Origin of the sequence: Paludibacter sp. 221, assembly GCF_010501035.1 — a bacterium.
Lineage (GTDB): Bacteria > Bacteroidota > Bacteroidia > Bacteroidales > Paludibacteraceae > QVMH01.
Genome location: NZ_QVMH01000004.1, coordinates 40,779 through 60,550, shown reverse-complemented (window position 1 = coordinate 60,550; position 19,772 = coordinate 40,779). Strand labels below are relative to the sequence as shown.

The following is a 19,772-nucleotide window of genomic DNA, read 5'->3' as shown; positions in this document are numbered from 1 at the left end:
CCTGTAGGAGAAAGTACCCGAAGGGGGATAGAGGCCGGGGAGGTTGGAGGGGCCGGTGGGGCTAGGAATAGACTGTTTAGTCTCTCTCTCTCTCTCTCTCTCTCTCTCTCTCTCTCTCTAACAAAATAGTGCTACTTACAAACATTTTAACGTTTGCAAAAGCATTTTTTTGAGGTGTTATGTGCTGAGAAAAAGTCATATTGTATTAAAAAAGATAAAAGGACAAGACTTATAGCTTGTAGCTGATAACTTGTAGCTAACTAAATCATTCTTCATTTTTGCTCGAAGAATACAAGGACAAAAATAGAGGCTTAATTTTTTTAGCACAAATATTTAACGATAAGACAGCAACTATTGTTTTTTTCGATTCAAAATTTCACGTTGACATTTAAAGTCTGAGTCTCTTCGGATTGCCGCTCGAAGCACACTACTCGCTACTCGCCTCCCCCCTGTTATCTTCCGGAAAATAAATCTTCATTTCTTCATTCATTTTACCATCTTTAACGTAAACCGAAGGCAAGGCCTTATAATTAATCGCCGCCTTGCGGGCTTGCGAAAAGGTAAACTTACGGGGAATTTTATACCGTTGTCCTTCTTTTACAAAGTTATTACCCGTTTGGCGGAACATAAACGGCACATCAAACTCTATACACTGCTGGCGAATATCCAGCACCCAATCAAAATTGCATAGGCGAGCCTCGCTTCCCGCCTCGCCTCCTACAGCTATCTGCTTTACCCACGCGCCCAAATAAGGCCTGATATTTATCGACTCAAGTAACGGCTCACAAACAATCATTTTATGCCTCACAGGCAAATCTCTGAAAATCGGCAAACGGTAATCAGCACGGTCTTGGTTCTCTACCGTACAGCAAATTATCACATTATCATATCCATCGCCCCAATCGGCAGGCAAACCCACGTAAAAGCGGTCAATCCGTTTAGTTATCATAAAAAACACCAAATCCTTGCGGGTACGAATCATACTCCAAGCCTCAGCACGCCACTCGTCGGCCTCCTCTACAAAAAAATCGGTACTGAAACACATTGCCACTATATTGCCCGGTTTCCACGAATACTCCCCCTTTTTATTCCTTTTGAGCGGCAAGTCGAATTTATCCGTTTTTCTGACAATGGAAGTATCCCAACCACGCCGCGCATCACCACGATGCACATAGCAATGGTGGCAACCCTCACTTATTTTATGACATCCACGCCACGGACTCCACGAATACATAATTAAAAGACGTTTAAAGAATTGGCGAAATTAATTCAAAACATCAAAAGTAAATAATACATTTTAGATATTACTACTGATGCGTTAAAAACGCAATTATTTTCGATAATTCCCTATCCCATAGCAACACACAAGATGGTATTTTTCAATTTCCAAGAAAAGACATTTGGATATTATGAACTATAGGGAAAAACCTTAATTACTTACCTTATTTCGAAGCAAATAATAAATTTACGTTTTTAAGATACTATATTATTAAAAAGCATTAATTTTGCACGCCATTTGAGCAACGGACTGAAATTAGTTTAAATTATTTTGGCTACTATTTTGGTCACATAGAACACATACAAATACACATAGAAACACAGTAGAAATTACATATAAACTATGTGTACCTATGTGTGAACTAACTGAGCCTATGTGTCGAATAATTTAAGAGAATTTTTGACCAAATATTTAAAACAGCATCTTAAAGGTTGTTTAAATTTTTCACAAAGAAACAGTTATAGTTTTACATATGTCTTTTTCGCAATAAATTATGTCCTTTTTTGTAAAATTTAAACAACCTCTTAGTTTTTCAGAAAACAACAACATTAAATTATAGAAAAATGATTTTCCAGCCAAAATTATTTTCTGCGCTCAAAAATTACTCAAAACAACAGTTTTTGGCCGATCTGAAAGCAGGCATCATTGTTGGAGTAGTAGCTCTTCCGTTAGCTATAGCATTTGGGATAGCTTCGGGCGTTACACCCGAAAAAGGTCTTTATTCGGCAATCATTGCCGGTTTTATCGTTTCTTTGCTGGGTGGCAGCCGCGTACAAATAAGCGGGCCTACAGGTGCTTTCATCATCATCGTTTCGGGCATTATACAAGATTTCGGGATGGCAGGATTGGCCATTGCAACCATTATTGCCGGTATTATGCTCGTTGCCATGGGGTTTCTCAAACTGGGAAGCGTCATCAAGTTTATCCCCTACCCCGTTGTCGTTGGTTTTACAAGCGGGATAGCACTTTCAATATTTGCCACCCAGATAAAAGATTTCTTTGGTTTACAAATAGACAACGTACCTACCGATTTTATTTATAAATGGGGAGTTTACTTCCGCCATTTCGACACAATAAATTTCTGGTCGTTGGGTATAGGCATTGCCACTATCCTTATCATTGCCATTACACCTAAAATATCGAAAAAGATACCGGGATTATTAGTAGCCATCATTCTTGTAACGGTAATAGTTTATTTCTTAAGAAATCAATTAGGAGTACAGGGTATAGAAACAATCGGCGACCGTTTTTTTATCGACCCATCACTACCTAAGGCCGAAGCTCCTCCCATCGATTTCAAAGCAATACAAACGCTGCTCCCCACAGCCTTTACCATCGCGATGCTTTGCGCTATTGTAACCCTGCTTTCGGCTACTGTAGCCGACGGCGCATTGGGCGACAAACACGACTCGAACACCGAACTTATAGCACAGGGAATAGCCAATGTGGTAACCCCTTTCTTCGGAGGAATCCCCTCGATGGGAGCTATTGCACGTACCATGACAAATATAAACAACGGAGGCCGCACGCCTATTGCAGGAATAGTTCATGCTGTAGTTTTACTGTTGATTGTCGTATTCTTAGGAGGGTTGACAAAACATATTCCCGTAGCTTGTTTGGCAGGTGTATTGGTAGTAGTATCTTACAACATGAGCGACTGGCGCAGCTTCAAAGCGTTATTCAAAAACTCAAGAGCCGACATCGCTGTCTTGCTCACTACTTTTATCCTCACTGTTGCTTTCGACCTAACAATTGCAATCGAAATCGGATTGCTGTTGGCGGTAGTATTATTTATTAAACGCACATCGGAAACAGCCACCGTATCATTGTTTAAGAACGAAGTGAGTTGTGCCGAATATGTAGAAGGCAATGTTGATACCGAAAAGCTAACCATCCCCAACGGAATAGAAGTGTACGAAATAGAAGGGCCTTTCTTCTTTGGCATAGCCAACAAGTTTGAAGAAGTGATGAAACAGGTTGGTGATAAACCCAATATCCGTATCATACGAATGAGAAAAGTACCTTTTATCGATTCCACCGGAGTACATAACTTGGAAAGCCTGATAAAATCGTCTCAAAAAGAAAACATCACAATCTTGCTTTCGGGGGTAAACCCTCAGGTACATCAAATGCTAAAGAAAACAGGAATTGAGGCACTTGTAGGCAGCGAAAACGTATGTTCCAATATCAACGAGGCTGTTGCAAGGGCTGTGCAACTGAACAACTAAGGTCATTACTTTCAAAGTTGAAAAAAAATCAGGCACAAAGCTACCTATAGCTGCTAAACGCCACACCTAAAACACCTTAGAGCTTGTTTAAATTTTACTCGCAAGATAAATTTTGAGAATTTTTTAGGGAATTTTTGACTTCATTTTACGATTTTAGCGGGCTAAATGAGTAAAATGAGAGGTGAAATTTAGCTACGCTCAACTTCGTGTCACAAAAAAGGACATAATTTATTGCGAAAAAGACATATGTAAAACTATAATAGTTTCTTTGTGGAAAATTTAAACAACCTCTTATATACAATTATCCTTACAGCGGCATAAAGCTGCTGTAAGGATAAGTAAACCTATAAAACTTAATTCAAATCCTGCCCATACTTCCCTCTCCCCCGTTTGCAGCAGGGGGATGTCAGTAACAAATAGCAGATTACAAATCCAAAAGGAGTAACAATTCAATAAATTTCCGGTTTAAACTTACAGTACGCCATCTTTATTCCGTAAAAAAACACAATAAATTTTATACTTTAAATACAATAATGTATTTTTGTATAGTTTTTCTGCAAATAATGACAAATAACTACGACGAAATAATTCAAAGGTTCGAAAAAAATTTGAAAGACCTTATTTCAAAGTGCGAGTCATTAAAAGAAGAAAATGCTTCTTTGAAAAAAGACCTTGAATTTACGGAAAAAAAATTAAGTCGTATCAACGGGGATTTTGAAGAATTGCAGAACAACTACAACCATTTGCGTGTGGCAAGGTATTTGAACGTATCGTCGAAAGAACGAAAAATATCGAAACAGCACATCGACAAACTGGTGCGGGAAATTGATAAATGTTTAGCTCTTTTAAATGAATAGAGCTTGCTTATGAAAGATGATAATTTTATTATAAATGTCAATATTGGTGGCTTCAGGTTTCCGCTCAATATAGCTCGAAAAGACGAAGAGATATATAGAAACGCTGAAAAAAAAGCAAACAAGGTACTAACTGACAATCAGAAGAAATACCACCAACGCTCGGCAGAAGAAATTTTATCTATTACAGCCTTCCAGATAGCAGTAGCTTTAAGCAAAGCCGAAATTGCAAAGGATTTGGCACCGGTAATTGAAAAACTGAACGAATTGGACGAAGAAGTGTTAAAAGCTCTGTCCGATTAAAATTAATAAACATCACTTTTATTCCCGCATTTCATTGATTACCAGGTGGCTAGGCATCTAAAAGTCAGTGTAAATGCGTTTTTTATATGTATACCTTTTATAACAAAAAGAAACTCTGACAAAGAGTACAAATTAATAATTCACTAAACAAAAACAGAAAATATGAGCATAAGTATCATTGTAGGGATAATAGCCTTTCTGGTTGGTGCCGGAGGGTGTTTTATCATATTCAAGCTCAATCAGAAAAAATGGAAGAAAGAAGCCAAGGCAGAAGTCGAGCTTCTGAAACAAAAAAGGATGATTGAAGCAAAAGAAAAATTCATTGCCCTGAAATCGGAGCACGAACAACAAGTTCAGCAAAGAAACTCAAAAATTCAGGCACTCGAAGGCAAACTTCAACAACGCGAAATGCAGATGAATCAGCGTCAGAGCGACCTGCAACGCAAAATAAACGAAAACGATGCAATACGTGAAAATCTGGAAAAACAGTTAATAGTACTTGAAAACAAAGAGCGCGAACTGGAACACAGCCAGCGTTTAGCCAAAGAGCAATTGGAAGCAGTATCGGGACTGTCGGCAGAGCAAGCCAAAGAACAACTTATCGAGAGCCTTAAAGACGAAGCCAAAACCAACGCAATGTCGTATATAAACGACATTATGGAAGAAGCTAAAATGACGGCTAATAAAGAAGCCAAGAAGATTGTAGTTCAAAGCATACAACGCGTTGCAACCGAAACAGCTATCGAAAACTCAGTAACCGTATTCCACATTGATTCGGACGAAATAAAAGGCCGCATCATCGGTCGCGAAGGACGTAATATCCGTGCACTGGAAGCAGCTACAGGGGTCGAAATCATTGTAGACGACACACCGGAAGCTATCGTTCTTTCGGCATTCGACCCTGTTCGCCGCGAGATAGCACGCCTATCGCTTCACCAGCTTGTAACCGACGGACGTATTCACCCTGCACGCATCGAAGAGGTTGTAAACAAGGTGCGCAAGCAAGTAGAAGAAGAAATAGTTGAAGTAGGAAAACGTACAGCAATAGATTTAGGTGTTCATGGATTGCATCCTGAGCTAATCCGCTTAATCGGTAAAATGAAATATCGCTCTTCATACGGACAAAACCTGTTACAACATGCCCGTGAAACTGCTAACCTCTGCGCCACAATGGCATCGGAACTTGGGCTGAACGCCAAAAAAGCAAAACGAGCAGGACTGTTGCACGATATTGGTAAAGTGCCTGATGATGAGCCGGAATTGCCACACGCAATACTTGGCATGCGTCTTGCAGAGAAATATAAAGAGAAACCGGATATTTGCAACGCAATCGGGGCTCACCACGACGAAGTAGAGATGGAAAGCATGATTGCGCCTATAGTACAGGTTTGTGACGCTATCTCCGGAGCACGCCCGGGAGCACGCCGCGAAATAGTTGAAGCGTATATCAAACGATTGAACGACCTTGAGAACCTTGCGCTTTCTTATCCGGGAGTACTGAAAACTTATGCTATACAAGCCGGACGCGAATTGCGTGTAATTGTAGGAGCTGACAAAATTGACGATAAGGATACTGAGTTACTATCGTTTGATATAGCTAAGAAGATACAAGATGAAATGACTTATCCGGGGCAGGTAAAAATCACAGTAATACGTGAAACCCGCGCGGTAAGTTACGCGAAATAACAGTTACGAGGTGTATGGAGGAAAAAGCGTGAAGACTCTTTTTCCTTCCCTCACACTCTAAACCGAAAAAGGGGCTGTTTGGTTTCGACAGCAGGTAGAAGGAATATGTAAGCATGTCGAGCATTGTGATGCTGGCTCGTAAATCTCAGATCTCAACAATTTTAACTGGCGAAAATAATTACGCTCTTGCTGCTTAATCGAATCATAGTAGATTATAGCTTAATTCCGGCACTAGGTGCTGGAACAGGACATTTCCCAAATGCCATCGCCTCGAGGCAATTTGAACCGGAAGTGCAGCTAAATCGGGGATAGTTCTGCATAGCCTCGTATGTGGAATGAAAATTTAGAGGATAAGGTGTGAGTTGGTGGCTCCGGTCTTGCTCACACACGAAAACTTAGGCGGAGATAAACATGTAGAAAGCTTATTTTTTCCTTGTTTGGACGAGGGTTCGACTCCCTCCAGCTCCACTGAAAACACACAAAAAGAACACTTCTGTAATCGATTTTGATTTACAGAGGTGTTTTTTTGATTCAGGACAGGAACTTCACACCAAGAGAAGTTTTTACGATGAGCCGAGAAGAATACAAAAAAACTATAAACAAAGAAAGCCATACTCAACTGATGAATATGGCTTTTATCTTTTTTTGATAAGGTTTTTATCCCTTATGCGTTTTTCGCTTTTTGAACAATAGCGCTGAATGCTTCCGGATGGTTCATTGCCAAATCGGCTAATACCTTGCGGTTCATCTCGATACCTGATTTGTGTAAAGCACCCATCAGTCTTGAATATGACATTCCTTCCTGACGTGCAGCTGCATTGATACGCTGAATCCATAATGCACGGAAATTGCGTTTTTTAACTTTACGATCGCGGTATGCATATTGCAAACCTTTTTCCCATGTATTTTTTGCAACCGTCCAAACATTTTTGCGAGCACCGATGTACCCTCTTGTACGGCTTAAAATTCTTTTTCTTCTGTTGCGTGAGGCAACGTGGTTTACTGATCTTGGCATAATTAAAAATGATTTATGAACATTAGCGCCGTTTTTTCAACGAACTTTTGAGCTAAGTATTCGGTTTTGACTTTTTTTTGAAACTGATTTTAAAATTACAGATTGACAATTATTTTAAACAAAGTAATTTTTTTACGTTGTTTTCATCTACTTTGGCAATAAGGCCATCGTGAGTCAAATTACGTTTTTGCTTTGTTGTTTTTTTAGTCAAAATGTGACGTTTAAAAGCATGTTTCCTTTTAATCTTTCCTGTTCCGGTAAGAGCGAATCTTTTTTTGGCACCGGAATTAGTTTTCATTTTTGGCATTTTGTTATATATATTAAATTAAAAAATAGTCTGAATAAAGTTCTCCTTCAAGAAATCATCATTTAGAAGCAGGAGCCGCTTTTTTAGGAGAAAGCATCAGTATCATACGTTTTCCTTCCAATACCGGCAGGCTATCTACTTTTGCATAATCTTCTAAATCGTTTGCAAAACGGAGGAGAAGCACCTCTCCCTGTTCTTTAAACAGAATCGAACGTCCTTTGAAGAATACATAGGCTTTTACTTTACATCCTTCTTTCAGGAAACTTATAGCATGTTTCAGTTTAAAGTTGTAATCGTGCTCATCGGTTTGCGGTCCGAAACGGATTTCTTTTAACACAACCTTAGCTGTTTTTGCTTTTTGTTCTTTCTCGCGTTTCTTCTGTTGATATAAGAACTTCTGGTAATCTACAACTTTACACACAGGAGGAACTGCATTTGGCGAAATTTCGACCAAATCCAATTCAAGTCCATCAGCAATTTTTATTGCCTCTTCTATTGGATATACACCTTGTTCAACATTATCGCCCACTAAACGGACTTCTTTTACTCCGCGAATAAATTCATTAATTCGATGTTGAGCTTGTGGCTTACCTCCTCTCTGAGGACGTTTTACCGTCAATTGTTTAGCTATTGTTAGATCCTCCTAAATTAAAGTTATACAAAGTATTCGATTATCTGCTTTTTTCGAGCGCGCAAATATACGAAATATTTTTCAATAAACACATATATTCACGCATTTTTCATCTAAAAAAAGACCATCGCAACTTTTACGATGGTCTTCTTGCTCTTCCTCTTGGACTTGAACCAAGGACCCTCTGATTAACAGTCAGATGCTCTAACCAACTGAGCTAAGGAAGAATCTTGAGTGCATTATTTTTTCAAATGCGTTGCAAAATTAATAGGATTTATTGAATTATACAATATCTTTGTGAAAAAAAATGCAAATATTTTATGAAAAAAATTCTTGGGATTGGCAATTCGCTGACTGACATACTATTACAAACCAAAGATGATTCTATTCTCGCACAAATGAATTTGCCTAAGGGTTCTATGCAACTGGTAGACGAAAAGAAACAATCTGAAATTTCCTCTTTGTTACAACATATAAACCATACAATGGTAGCAGGAGGCTCGGCATCCAATACTGTAAATGGAATAACCCGGCTGGGAGGAAAAGCCGGATTTATCGGTAAAGTAGGGAGAGATGAGGTTGGAGAATTCTACACCGCCGACTGCCTGAAAAACGGAGTGCAAACTCATATTATCCAATCTGACACACCATCGGGGCGATGCCTTGTACTGATATCGCCAAATGGAGAAAGAACAATGTGTACCTTTTTAGGTGCTTCGTCCGAGCTTGAGCCCAAAAACCTAAGCGAAGAGTTATTTCAAGATTATGATATTTTTCATATCGAGGGTTATCTGGTTCAAAATCACGATTTGGTGCGAAAGTCGGTGCACTTGGCTAAAGAAAAAGGGCTGACGGTTTCCATCGACCTCGCAAGCTACAATGTGGTTGAAGAAAACCTTGATTTTCTGAAAGACATCATACATAATTATGTAGATATTGTTTTTGCCAACGAGGAAGAAGCACGCGCTTTTACCGGAAAAGAGCCTAAAGAAGCACTCGCCGAACTGGCTGCACACGTTCCGATAGCCATAGTAAAGGTAGGAAAAGACGGCTCACACATCAAGTCGGGAGATGAAACGATCCATGTTGCCGGACGACCATCCGAGTGCATAGATACAACAGGTGCCGGCGATTTGTACGCTGCCGGCTTTTTATATGGCCAAGCCTGCGGATATCCTTTAGAAGTTTGCGGCAAGATAGCCTCTTTAGTTGCAGGTAATGCAGTAGAAGTAATAGGCCCAAAAATGTCGGATGAAACATGGAGACTGATTTTGGAGCAGGTAGAAGAGATAATAAAAGACAACTCAGTTAAAAAATGAAAAACTAAAACCGGATATTTAAATAATACCATATTCTTTTGTAATTTTCGGTTTATTTCATTTAGCCCATAGCAAGCTGTTTTTAAATTATGAAACGTAAAATAAATCCTTTTTTTCTTGTTTACGAGTTTTTGATTGTTCTCCCTATATGGGCAGTCATTACCATCCTCGCTGCACTTACAACTATTATACTTTCGCCTATATTTCCCAACAGTAAAATTTCCTATTTTCCCGGGCGGTTTTGGGCTCGTTCTATCTGCGCCTTGTGCTTTATTCCTGTGAAAGTTTACGGGATGGAAAAATTAGACCGTAACCAGTCGTATATATTTGCAATCAACCATCAAAGCTGGTTCGATATCTTTACCGTGTATGGCTGGCTTCCATTCTTTTTCAAATGGATAATGAAAACCGATTTGCGAAAAATCCCATTTGTAGGCGCAGCCTGCCAAGCAGCGGGGCATATTTTCATAAACCGGGAAAGCCCCCAAGAAGCGAAAAAAAGCCTTGAAAAAGCCAAACAGGAGTTGCAGCACGGTATATCCGTTGTTATTTTTCCCGAAGGAACACGTACGAAAAATGGCGCATTAGGTAAATTCAAAAAAGGCGGGTTCAAGATAGCCACCGATATTGGGCTTCCTATCGTGCCCGTTACGCTACGTGGATGCTTCGAACGGATGCCCCGCAATACGTTATTAATAAGCCCCGGCTCTATCGAAATGCACATTCACGAACCAATTGATGTTTCTGCTTATTCGGGGGAAAATCTCTCCGAATTGATGCAACGAACATGGGATACGATTAACGATGCGCTGTAATTCATAAAAAAATCTTACTTCTGATTATCGAACTATAACCTTTCAACCGTTGTTATAGGGATTGAATATGTCTTCGGATGTTATTCTTTTCATGTTTTCAATACATTAGTTATTAGCATCCTTATAATATGATGAATTTTAAAGCAATAGATCTTGCTGATAAAAAGGCAATTGATTCATGCTTATCGGGCAACACATACCGCGCCTGCGACTTTTGTTTCGCCAATTTATACTCATGGCAGGCAAAATTCAAAACTACATTTGCAGTTGACCACGATACGCTTTTTATCCGGTACAGGGACATTGGAGGCGAACTATGCTATATGCTCCCTATCGGGAAAATGCCTTTGAAAAAAGCTATACAATTAATCATTGAGGATGCCCGCAACAACAATACCCCTTTTATTATGAAAGGGATAACCGTACGTATGTGGGATGATATACAGAAGGTAATGCCGGATGCTTTTGACTATACCCACGACCGTAACAACGACGAATACATTTATCTTTCGGACAGGCTTGTTACGCTAAAAGGGAAAAAACTGCAAAGCAAACGCAATCATATCAACAGGTTTAAAAAGGATAACCCCGACTGGAATTATTTTACGCTAAGTACAAACGAAGAATTGATGGAGTGCAGTAAAATGCTGGATGAGTGGGAAAACCTGAATTTAACCAAAGCTGAAAAATCATTGCGCTACGATTATATTGCTACCAAAATAATGCTTGAAAACGTCCATACCTTGCAACTATGCGGGGGAGCCGTAAAAGTAAATGGAAAAATCGTAGCTTTTACCGTTGGCGAAAAACTGACAAACGACACCTTTGTTATTCACGTAGAAAAAGCATACGGTGAAATGAACGGAGCTTATACCATCATAAACCAGCAATTTGCCGAGCACGAGGCTGCCGAATACACCTATATAAACCGTGAGGAAGATATGGGCTTAGAGTATCTGCGCAAGGCAAAGGAATCGTATTATCCTGACATCCTGCTGCAAGAAAGGACTCTCACTCTAAAAAAGCAAAAGTCCTGATATCTGCATTTACTAAATCAACCTCCATTGGCGCAAGTTTAGCGGAGCGTAACTTGTGTCCCAAATAAGTTACTTTAAACTGTTAATAAATACAGGCACAAGTCACAGAATTGCGCCAAATATGTGCCCATTTGCTACCATTATATCGGTATTAATTTTAGATAAGCTATAAGCATTGGATAAAATAATCGGCAGGCTTTTACACCTAATTTTCAGACAATAAGACTTGTAACTCGCAACTCGTAACTTGTAACTATTTTAGGTGCATTGCCAATACAGAATTATTTTACTAATTTTGTGCTCAATTTAAAAAAAATCAACTGTTATGCGTCAGACATATAAATTTGTAACTGCTGATGAAGCAGCAGCGTACATCAATAATGGTGACATGGTAGGCTTCAGCGGATTTACCCCTGCAGGGTCACCAAAAGCTGTTCCTACAGCACTTGCTAAACGGGCAGAAGCCTTGCATGCTGAAGGAAAAGAGTTTAAAATCGGGATGTATACCGGAGCCTCGACCGGTGACTCGCTAGACGGAGCCTTGGCACGTGCAAACGCTATTTTATTCCGCACACCTTACCAGTCGAACAAGGATTTACGCTCTGCTCTGAATTGCAACGACGCACATTATTTCGACATGCACCTCTCTACATTGCCGCAAGAGCTTCGTTATGGTTTCATGCCAAAACCAAAATTTGCAGTGTTGGAAGTATGCGATTTTAATGCAGATGGTGAGTTAGTTCTCACTACAGCAGTTGGAATTTCTCCGACTGTAGCAAACTTGGCTGATTATATTATTCTGGAATGGAACCACAAACACCCGAAAGAGCTTCGTGGTTTTCATGATATTTACGAGCCGCAAGACCCTCCTTACCGCAAAGAAATTCCACTTTACAAACCGTCTGACCGCATCGGCTCGCCGGTGATTAAAGTTGACCCTAAAAAGATACTTTGTGTGGTAGAAACAGAACTTCCTGACGAAGTAGGAGGATTCACACCGGTTGACGAAGTTACTGCTAAAATCGGAGCAAACGTAGCTTTGTTCCTGGCAAACGAGTTGAAAGCCGGACGTATCCCGAAAGAATTTTTACCTATCCAATCGGGTGTAGGAAACATAGCAAATGCGGTATTGGGCTCATTAGGCGCAAACCCTGACATTCCTCCTTTCGAGATGTACACCGAAGTTATTCAGGATGCTGTTATCGACCTGATGTACGACGGCAATGTGAAGTTCGCAAGCGGATGTTCGCTTACTGTTTCCAACGCTGTGCTGGAAAAAATGTATTCCAATCTGGATTTCTTCCGCGATAAGTTAGTACTTCGTCCGCAAGAAATATCGAACAACCCCGAATTGGTTCGCCGGATGGGGCTTATTACTATCAATACTGCTTTGGAGGCCGATATTTTCGGCAATGTAAACAGCACACACGTACTCGGACAAAAGATGATGAACGGAATTGGCGGTTCGGGCGACTTTACCCGGAATGCTTATATTTCTATTTTCACTACTCCATCTACTGCCAAAGGAGGTAAAATAAGCTCGATAGTGCCAATGGTGTCTCACTTAGACCATTCGGAGCATTCTGTAAAAGTGATTATCACAGAGCATGGCATCGCCGACCTTCGTGGAAAATCGCCAATACAACGTGCCAACGAAATTATAGAGAATTGCGTAGCACCTGAATATCAGGAAGTATTGCGCGATTATCTGAAAACGTCAGGAAAGTGTCATACAAATCAAAATCTGTCGGCCGCTTTCGCAATGCACAACCAGTTTAAGAACACAGGTAGCATGGAAGGCATTAATTGGGAAGATTACAAATAAACTCCCCAAAGATAAAACTATACAAAAATAGCTGAACATGGTTTTGTTCAGCTATTTTTGCATCTAAACAAATGATTACCTGAAAATTATATCGGTTATAACCTCCGTACCTACCTGCTTGTTTAATGCCGCTTTTATCTCCTGACGCGACAGGAACAGGTCGTGCCGAAGCACTGCTGACGAAAGGCTCACATACAACACGCGGTTCTTTACACTCAACGCTGTAGTATAATTAGATATATTTTTACCCAAAACTACAGGCCACGCATCAATAATATGCTTCTCTCCCAATTTCCCATCCAGATTTTGCTCTTTCAGGAATTGGGAAATAACATCTTTCAACGATTCTGTATTCTTCTTACGCATATTAGTGAATAGCTACGAGTTACAAGTATTCAATTATGGTCTCAATTTCACAACCTGCCCTACCGCAGCTTGTCCGTCGTACGGGATATTATTCATATCAAAAAGGTCAATTAAGCGTATGCCGTAATACTGTGCAATGCCATATAACGACTCTCCGGGCTGAATCACATGTTTTTCAAAACCTTTCGGAGCTTGTTTTTTCTTCTTTTGCAAGTAAACGCGTTCGCCTTGTTTTAGTTTAGCATCTACCGCCATTTCGTTATACGAAGCTACATCATCCGCTTTCAGATTAAACTCGTCGGCAATGCTCCCATAGGTATCACCCTCTACCGCAACAACGTATTTCAAGCCATTCACCCGCATTAGCTGGTGGATAACCACGGCATACACCGACCCATTTGAAGGCAGTGCATCCTCAACCTTTTCTTCAATAGTAGATGGTTGAGGCTTTTCTTTTGTCTTTCGGGCAAACAACCGTCTTTTCGTTTTATCCTTTGTCGATTGCAAGTCGAAACGGTGCAATTCGTACTCCTCTATGATAGAAATGAGCTTATAGGCATAAGTAGGGTCAGTAGCATAACCTGCTTTCTTTAGCCCGTGCGCCCATCCTTTATAGTCGGTAGGTTCAAGCTCGAACAAAGAGGCATAACGGCTCCTGTTTTTAAGGAAAGCCGAATGGTCTTCGTAAGAATCGAGCACCCGGCGATATTTACGGAAACACTCATTCTTTTTATCATCATCGTAATACATTTTAGCCCCTGTCCAGTCGTGGCACTTTATCCCGAAATGGTTATTGGCTTTCACTGCCAAGGGGCTTTTTCCGGCTCCCGACTCCAACAACCCCTGTGCCAGTGTAATACTGGCAGGTATTCCATGTTCGTTTTGCTGCTGTACTGCCATCTTATTATAATTTTCGATATATGCAAAATAGGCATTGTTTCCGTGTTGCGAAAATGCGAGAAACGGAAACATCAGTAACATGAGAAGCCAAAAAACTCTTGTCATTATTATTCTCTCTGTTTTTAATAAGTATTGGTCAAAAATCTCCTCAAATTATTCGACACATAGGCTCAGTTAGTTCACACATAGGTACACATAGTTTATATGTAAATTCTACTGTGTTTCTATGTGTATTTGTATGTGTTCTATATGGCCAAAATAGCAGCCAAAATAATTTAAGCTGATTTCTGTCCGGTACTTAATAGTATTTATTTGCTACAAATTTAAAACATATTACCCAAAAACAACAATTTGATTTCAGATTTTTATACATTTGTATTCAGAGCAGCTATTACTAATTTTTACTAAATGGAAAATAAAACGATAGAGACAAAAATTACCGTTTGCCGTTTCGAGGAATTGAGCAGTGAATACCAACTAATAATTAATAAGGCTAAAGAACAGGTAGAAAAATCATACGCCCCCTACTCCAATTTTCATGTGGGGGCTGCCCTGCAATTGGGAAATGGGGAAATAGTAACAGGCAATAATCAGGAAAACGCCGCATATCCTTCGGGGCTGTGTGCCGAACGTGTAGCCATGTTTTATGCAAACTCCCAATACCCCGATGTGCCTGTGAAAACAATGGCGGTAGCTGCTTATACAAAAGGAGAGTTTTTAGAAGAGCCTATCAGCCCGTGTGGTGCTTGCCGGCAGGCATTGCTCGAAACAGAAATCCGATTTGAGCACGACATTACAATACTACTATATGGAACAAAGCACGTGTATATGATTGAAAACGTAAAAGAACTTCTTCCCCTGAGCTTTATAAAAGAAAGCCTGAAAGGATAAAGGCTTTTCGCTACTTGAACCCACGTTGGCGCATGGCTTCAAACACAAGTATAGCGACTGAGGTGGTTACGTTGAGCGAATCAATCACCCCGCCCATTGGTATTTTTATTCGCTTATCTGCATTTTCTATCCACTTAGGAGTTAATCCTGTGGCTTCCGTCCCAAAAACCAATGCCGTTTTTCCTGTCAAGTCAAGTTTATGATAAAATTCGGAGGCTGTAAGCTCTGCCGCATAACTGGTGATTCCGTTCTGTTTTAGCCAACCGATAGTTTCTTCAAAAGTAGAATTTACCACATTTACAGTAAATACGCAGCCCAGACTGGAGCGGATAGCATTGGGGTTAAAAATATCGGTGTGCGGGTCGCATATGATAAGCCCGTCTACCTTAGCGGCATCGGCTACACGGCATATAGCTCCAAGGTTTCCGGGTTTCTCCACGGCCTCAAGCACAATATATACCGACTCCTCTCCTACTTTAAGGTCGCTTAATGATTTTTCGGGTGTCTGAGCCAATACCACCATCCCTCCGGTAGTTTCGCGGTACGATATTTTGGAAAACACACTTTCTGAAACTTCGTAAACTGACAAACTGGGAAATTGCACGCCTATAATCTCCTCAACTTCGCCTGCCGAAATAATATCAGGACAGAACAAAACTTTCTTAAATTGTACGCCTGCCGCTACAGCAAGGCTGATTTCTTTCCTGCCTTCGATAACGATTGTATTACTTTGCTTGCGCTCTTTTGATTTACTCTGCAAAACGAGTATTTCTTTTATCAGCGGATTTTTCGGGCTGGTAATCGTACTTATCATATTCTCAAAAACACACGTTAATCTTTCTTTTCTAAATCTTGGTTTCTTGGCTTTACAAACTTCTTCACAATGGGTATTTCACTGAGAGGGAAGTCACGCTTCACCATTAAAATGATAAATAATATAAGTAATACAGTACGATAAGCAAGGTTGACAACCAAATACCGGCTTTGCACCAAAAAGCTCAATCCGTAAAGAGCCAAAGTCACAACTGTATAAAGCCCCATTGTTTTTAAGTCATAATTAATCGGCATATGCTTCTGACCTATAAAATAGGACAACAGCATCATCACAAAATAACATGCAAACGATGCCCATGCCGAACCCATATAGCTGATTTTAGGCACAAGCACTATATTAAAAATCAACGTAACAGACAATCCCACAATAGTAAACCATGTTCCGTAAATTGTTTTATCAAGCAGCTTGTACCAAAGCGACAGGTTAAAAAACAAGCCCTGAAATATATATGCCCATAGCACAACAGGCACAACTCGCAGCCCGCTCCAGTAAGTATCTTTAATCAGGTATTTCAGTATATCCATATAAAACACCATGCCCAAAAATATCAAAAGAGAGAATATCATGTAATACTTGGTAGCATCAGCATAGGCTTCTTTACTGTTTTTATCCTTATGCTGTGCAAAAACAAACGGCTCATAAGCGTAACGGAATGCCTGTGTGAACATCATCATAATCATCGACAGCTTGAAACAAGCCCCATAAATGCCTAATTCGGACTGGGCAAAATCCTTATCGTCGAAAAATGCGGGAAAAATAATTTTATCCAAGGTCTGGTTCATTATCCCCGCAATACCTAATGCAAGCAAGGGCAAGGAATAACGTAGTATTTTTTTCAACAAAGCCCCGTCAAACTCAAATTTCACTCTCAAAATATCGGGCAGCAGCGCAATAGTAACGATAGACGTAGAAATAAGGTTAGCAACAAACACATATCCTACACCATAGTCGGGCTTATAAAACCAGTCAATCAGTGCGGGAGCCGTTTTCATCAACCAAGGGCAGGCAATCAAGAAGAACAGATTGAAAATGATATTCGTAGAAATCATTACCATTTTCAGCGCAGCAAACTTAACAGGACGGTTTTTATAACGCAAGTAAGCAAAAGGGATAGACCCTATGGCATCCATAGCCACCACAATAGCCAGCATCCGAATATATTCGGGATTGCTGCCATAGCTTAAAGCATTGGCAATAGGCTGCCCGAACACAACGCACACAAATATAAAAATGAGCGAAGTGAAAGTAACGCAAGTTAAGATAGTGCTAAAAACCTTGTCGGCCTCATCCCTATTCTTATTGGCAAAACGGAAAAATCCCGTTTCCATCCCATAAGTAAGAATTACCAACAGCAATGCGGTATATGCATACAGGTTGGTAACAATTCCGTAATCGCCCGTTTCCTTTAGCACACGGGTATATATGGGCACAAGCAGAAAGTTAAGGAACTTCCCTAAAATACTGCTTACTCCATAAATGGCGGTATCCTTCGCCAGTTTTTGCATTTCTTGCTTTGCCATTTTTTATAAAGAATCAAGAGCCAAGAGTCAAGATTTAAGATTTAAGAAACTGATTAAATTAAATCTAATTATCGGTTATTATTATCCGACAAGCAGCTTTGTGCCGCTGTGCGGGAGATTTTATTTGAATAAGTTTTTCAACCAATCGATAAACTTACCCGCTTGCTTAATGCTGTTCGGGACATCATAGTCTTCTTCCTTTGCAAAACCTCCTTCGATAAGCAAGCGAACAGCTTCTTCTGCCTGATCGGCAGGAACCTGTAATTTTATACCTCCCATCGCATTTGTTGCCATTGGGTAAACCTGATTAACCAACTCATCTTTTGCAAAACACTTGATTCCTTCCGATTCTAAATAGGATTTAACCAAATGTAAATCGTTCTGAAAATTGAATACTTTTATTGTTACAAGTTCTTGCATAATGATTATTATTTACTGTCTGATGAATTTTGTGCCAAATATATAGCCTTCCGCAGCTTTTCCTCCAAAACATCCTTTGTTGGTAATAAAGTTATGTATTCAGCCACTTTAATATGTTCATCATTATCTAACATCAAGTAATTTATTTGTTCCGGCGATTTCTCACTACATAAAATCAAACCTATTGGTTTATTTTCACCCGCACGTTGTTCGTTGCGCTCAAGCCAACGTAAGTACAATTCCATCTGCCCTTTATAAGATGCTTTGAACTTGCCTAATTTTAATTCAATGGCAATTAAGCAACATAAGCTCCTATGATAAAACAACAAGTCAATCCGAAAATCTTCATTATCAATAACAATCCTTTTTTGACGTGCAATAAAAGCAAAGTCACTTCCGAGTTCTATAAGGAATTGTTGTAAATTGTTCAAGATTGTACTCTCAAGGTCTTTTTCACTAAAACTATTATATAATCCAAGAAAATCAAGAAAATAAGGATCTCTGAATACAAGATCGGGAGTAAGCTTATTTTCTGCCTTCAATAACTGCAAGTCACGGTTTATAGTTTCTTCCGGTTTCTTACTGATTGCAGTACGCTCGTACAACATATTATTTATACGCTCTTGCATAATACGTACACTCCAACGTTCATGAATTGCCATCCGTATATAAAACTCACGCTTCAAATCATCTTCTATATAAATAAGACTTCGTAGATGAGTCCAAGTTAATTGTCTACTCACCGAGTGGACTATTTCATAATCTGAAAATGTTTCGTTGAGTTTTACGAAATTATAAACATTCTGTTTTGTAAAACCATTTCCATATAACTTAGTTAAATTTTTACTTAACTCTTTCACAATAGTTTTACCATAGTCAGCTCTTTCGTTTTTTAATATATTATTATTTATTTCTTTACCAATATGCCAATAAAGAAGAGTAAGTTCGCTATTGATATTTAAAGCAACTTTTCGGCGAGAAGTATCAATCAAATTTATGATTGATTGTAATAATTCACTATTATTTAATGTGATATCACTCATAGTTCTGTTTCAGCAATTCGTTTATCTATCAACTTTATTTTTTGCAAATCTTTTTCCCTTCCGAAAAAATGCAATATATTTTTTTGCTCCTGCAAAGTTGGAATTTTCACCAATAATTTACCTACGGGAATTACTTCATAATCATATATCGTAAATTTTTGCCATTTATTGTTTCTATACACCTCCAAATTTCCGGATATTTCTATATCTAATAACTCGAAGTGATAACGGGATAAATCAGAACAGAACAATTCAGAAGGCTTTGAATCTACATGCAAATTTTTAGTATGCCATAGCGTTTTCAGCAATTCTGCATCGCGGCCTGAGGTCACTATATCAATATCAGTTGTATTCTCCAATTCCACTTCCAACAGGATGGATGCAGCCGAGCCAAAAACATACCAGTCGTCGTGCAGTTGTTCAAGCTCTGAAGCAGCTTGGTGCAATGTCCGAATTATTTTTTCCCTGATAGTCATATTTCAGTCTATGGTCTATAGT

General features: G+C 39.5%; 20 protein-coding genes, 1 tRNA gene and 1 other RNA gene. 10 read left to right on the top strand and 12 right to left on the bottom strand.

Annotation, left to right across the window (positions count from 1 at the left end; translation table 11 throughout):
* Nucleotides 1-427 precede the first annotated feature (427 nt).
* Nucleotides 428-1,234 (bottom strand): DUF5131 family protein, encoded by an 807-nt coding sequence (locus tag D0T49_RS01875; protein WP_163628895.1) that lies wholly within the window; start codon nt 1,232-1,234, stop codon nt 428-430.
* A gap of 608 nt (nt 1,235-1,842) precedes the next feature.
* Between D0T49_RS01875 and D0T49_RS01870 the strand changes: the two genes are divergently transcribed.
* From D0T49_RS01870 to ssrA, 5 genes are all read left to right on the top strand, one after another.
* The gene (locus D0T49_RS01870) at nt 1,843-3,507 is read left to right on the top strand and encodes a SulP family inorganic anion transporter (protein ID WP_163628894.1); all 1,665 of its coding nucleotides are present in this window, start codon (nt 1,843-1,845) and stop codon (nt 3,505-3,507) included.
* 563 nt (nt 3,508-4,070) lie between these two features.
* Nucleotides 4,071-4,364, top strand: coding sequence for a hypothetical protein (locus D0T49_RS01865; RefSeq protein ID WP_163628893.1), 294 nt, complete (start codon nt 4,071-4,073; stop codon nt 4,362-4,364).
* A gap of 9 nt (nt 4,365-4,373) precedes the next feature.
* Nucleotides 4,374-4,664, top strand: coding sequence for a cell division protein ZapA (locus D0T49_RS01860; RefSeq protein WP_163628892.1), 291 nt, complete (start codon nt 4,374-4,376; stop codon nt 4,662-4,664).
* 162 nt (nt 4,665-4,826) lie between these two features.
* Nucleotides 4,827-6,350, top strand: a complete 1,524-nt coding sequence (gene rny, locus D0T49_RS01855) for a ribonuclease Y (RefSeq protein ID WP_163628891.1) — start codon at nt 4,827-4,829, stop codon at nt 6,348-6,350.
* A 70-nt stretch (nt 6,351-6,420) separates the two neighbouring features.
* Nucleotides 6,421-6,821: a transfer-messenger RNA gene (ssrA, locus tag D0T49_RS01850) on the top strand.
* Nucleotides 6,822-7,014: 193 nt separating this feature from the next.
* Here the strand turns inward: ssrA and rplT are convergent.
* The 4 genes from rplT to D0T49_RS01830 all read right to left on the bottom strand — a co-directional run bounded on the left by rplT (nt 7,015) and on the right by D0T49_RS01830 (nt 8,530).
* Nucleotides 7,015-7,365, bottom strand: a complete 351-nt coding sequence (rplT, locus tag D0T49_RS01845) for a 50S ribosomal protein L20 (protein ID WP_163628890.1) — start codon at nt 7,363-7,365, stop codon at nt 7,015-7,017.
* 109 nt (nt 7,366-7,474) lie between these two features.
* Nucleotides 7,475-7,672 (bottom strand): 50S ribosomal protein L35, encoded by a 198-nt coding sequence (gene rpmI / locus D0T49_RS01840; protein WP_163628889.1) that lies wholly within the window; start codon nt 7,670-7,672, stop codon nt 7,475-7,477.
* 58 nt (nt 7,673-7,730) lie between these two features.
* On the bottom strand, nt 7,731-8,291 hold the full coding sequence (gene infC / locus D0T49_RS01835) for a translation initiation factor IF-3 (RefSeq protein WP_163628888.1): 561 nt from the start codon (nt 8,289-8,291) through the stop codon (nt 7,731-7,733).
* Between the two features lie 165 nt (nt 8,292-8,456).
* Nucleotides 8,457-8,530 (bottom strand) — tRNA-Asn (locus D0T49_RS01830).
* 93 nt (nt 8,531-8,623) lie between these two features.
* Here D0T49_RS01830 and D0T49_RS01825 point away from each other — a divergent pair.
* The 4 genes from D0T49_RS01825 to D0T49_RS01810 all read left to right on the top strand — a co-directional run bounded on the left by D0T49_RS01825 (nt 8,624) and on the right by D0T49_RS01810 (nt 13,299).
* Nucleotides 8,624-9,622: an adenosine kinase gene (locus D0T49_RS01825; protein WP_163628887.1), complete on the top strand. Its 999-nt coding sequence runs from the start codon at nt 8,624-8,626 to the stop codon at nt 9,620-9,622.
* 89 nt (nt 9,623-9,711) lie between these two features.
* Nucleotides 9,712-10,437: a 1-acyl-sn-glycerol-3-phosphate acyltransferase gene (locus D0T49_RS01820; protein ID WP_163628886.1), complete on the top strand. Its 726-nt coding sequence runs from the start codon at nt 9,712-9,714 to the stop codon at nt 10,435-10,437.
* Between the two features lie 128 nt (nt 10,438-10,565).
* On the top strand, nt 10,566-11,474 hold the full coding sequence (locus D0T49_RS01815; protein ID WP_163628885.1) for a DUF2156 domain-containing protein: 909 nt from the start codon (nt 10,566-10,568) through the stop codon (nt 11,472-11,474).
* 325 nt (nt 11,475-11,799) lie between these two features.
* Nucleotides 11,800-13,299: an acetyl-CoA hydrolase/transferase family protein gene (locus D0T49_RS01810; protein WP_163628884.1), complete on the top strand. Its 1,500-nt coding sequence runs from the start codon at nt 11,800-11,802 to the stop codon at nt 13,297-13,299.
* A gap of 75 nt (nt 13,300-13,374) precedes the next feature.
* Here D0T49_RS01810 and D0T49_RS01805 read toward each other — a convergent pair whose 3' ends face one another.
* Both D0T49_RS01805 and D0T49_RS01800 read right to left on the bottom strand, forming a co-directional pair.
* The gene (locus tag D0T49_RS01805; protein ID WP_163628883.1) at nt 13,375-13,665 is read right to left on the bottom strand and encodes a DUF721 domain-containing protein; all 291 of its coding nucleotides are present in this window, start codon (nt 13,663-13,665) and stop codon (nt 13,375-13,377) included.
* Between the two features lie 33 nt (nt 13,666-13,698).
* On the bottom strand, nt 13,699-14,670 hold the full coding sequence (locus D0T49_RS01800; RefSeq protein ID WP_163628882.1) for a glucosaminidase domain-containing protein: 972 nt from the start codon (nt 14,668-14,670) through the stop codon (nt 13,699-13,701).
* Nucleotides 14,671-14,973: 303 nt separating this feature from the next.
* On the opposite strand from D0T49_RS01800, the gene cdd reads away from it, so the two are divergent.
* A complete protein-coding gene (cdd, locus tag D0T49_RS01795; protein ID WP_163628881.1) occupies nt 14,974-15,456 on the top strand; it encodes a cytidine deaminase in 483 nt (160 codons plus the stop codon).
* 10 nt (nt 15,457-15,466) lie between these two features.
* Here the strand turns inward: cdd and D0T49_RS01790 are convergent, their stop codons facing one another.
* The 5 genes from D0T49_RS01790 to D0T49_RS01770 all read right to left on the bottom strand — a co-directional run bounded on the left by D0T49_RS01790 (nt 15,467) and on the right by D0T49_RS01770 (nt 19,750).
* Nucleotides 15,467-16,270 (bottom strand): RNA methyltransferase, encoded by an 804-nt coding sequence (locus D0T49_RS01790; RefSeq protein WP_203583404.1) that lies wholly within the window; start codon nt 16,268-16,270, stop codon nt 15,467-15,469.
* A gap of 17 nt (nt 16,271-16,287) precedes the next feature.
* Nucleotides 16,288-17,811 carry a lipopolysaccharide biosynthesis protein gene (locus D0T49_RS01785; RefSeq protein WP_163628880.1) on the bottom strand — a complete coding sequence of 508 codons (1,524 nt, stop codon included), beginning with the start codon at nt 17,809-17,811 and terminating at the stop codon, nt 16,288-16,290.
* Between the two features lie 120 nt (nt 17,812-17,931).
* Nucleotides 17,932-18,231, bottom strand: coding sequence for a putative signal transducing protein (locus tag D0T49_RS01780; protein ID WP_163628879.1), 300 nt, complete (start codon nt 18,229-18,231; stop codon nt 17,932-17,934).
* 8 nt (nt 18,232-18,239) lie between these two features.
* Entirely contained in the window at nt 18,240-19,274 is a 1,035-nt protein-coding gene (locus D0T49_RS01775; RefSeq protein WP_163628878.1) for a YhcG family protein, read from the bottom strand.
* Complete coding sequence (locus tag D0T49_RS01770; RefSeq protein ID WP_163628877.1) at nt 19,271-19,750, bottom strand: hypothetical protein; 480 nt, start codon at nt 19,748-19,750, stop codon at nt 19,271-19,273. Before D0T49_RS01770 ends, D0T49_RS01775 begins: the two co-directional genes overlap by 4 nt.
* Nucleotides 19,751-19,772: the final 22 nt, after the last annotated feature.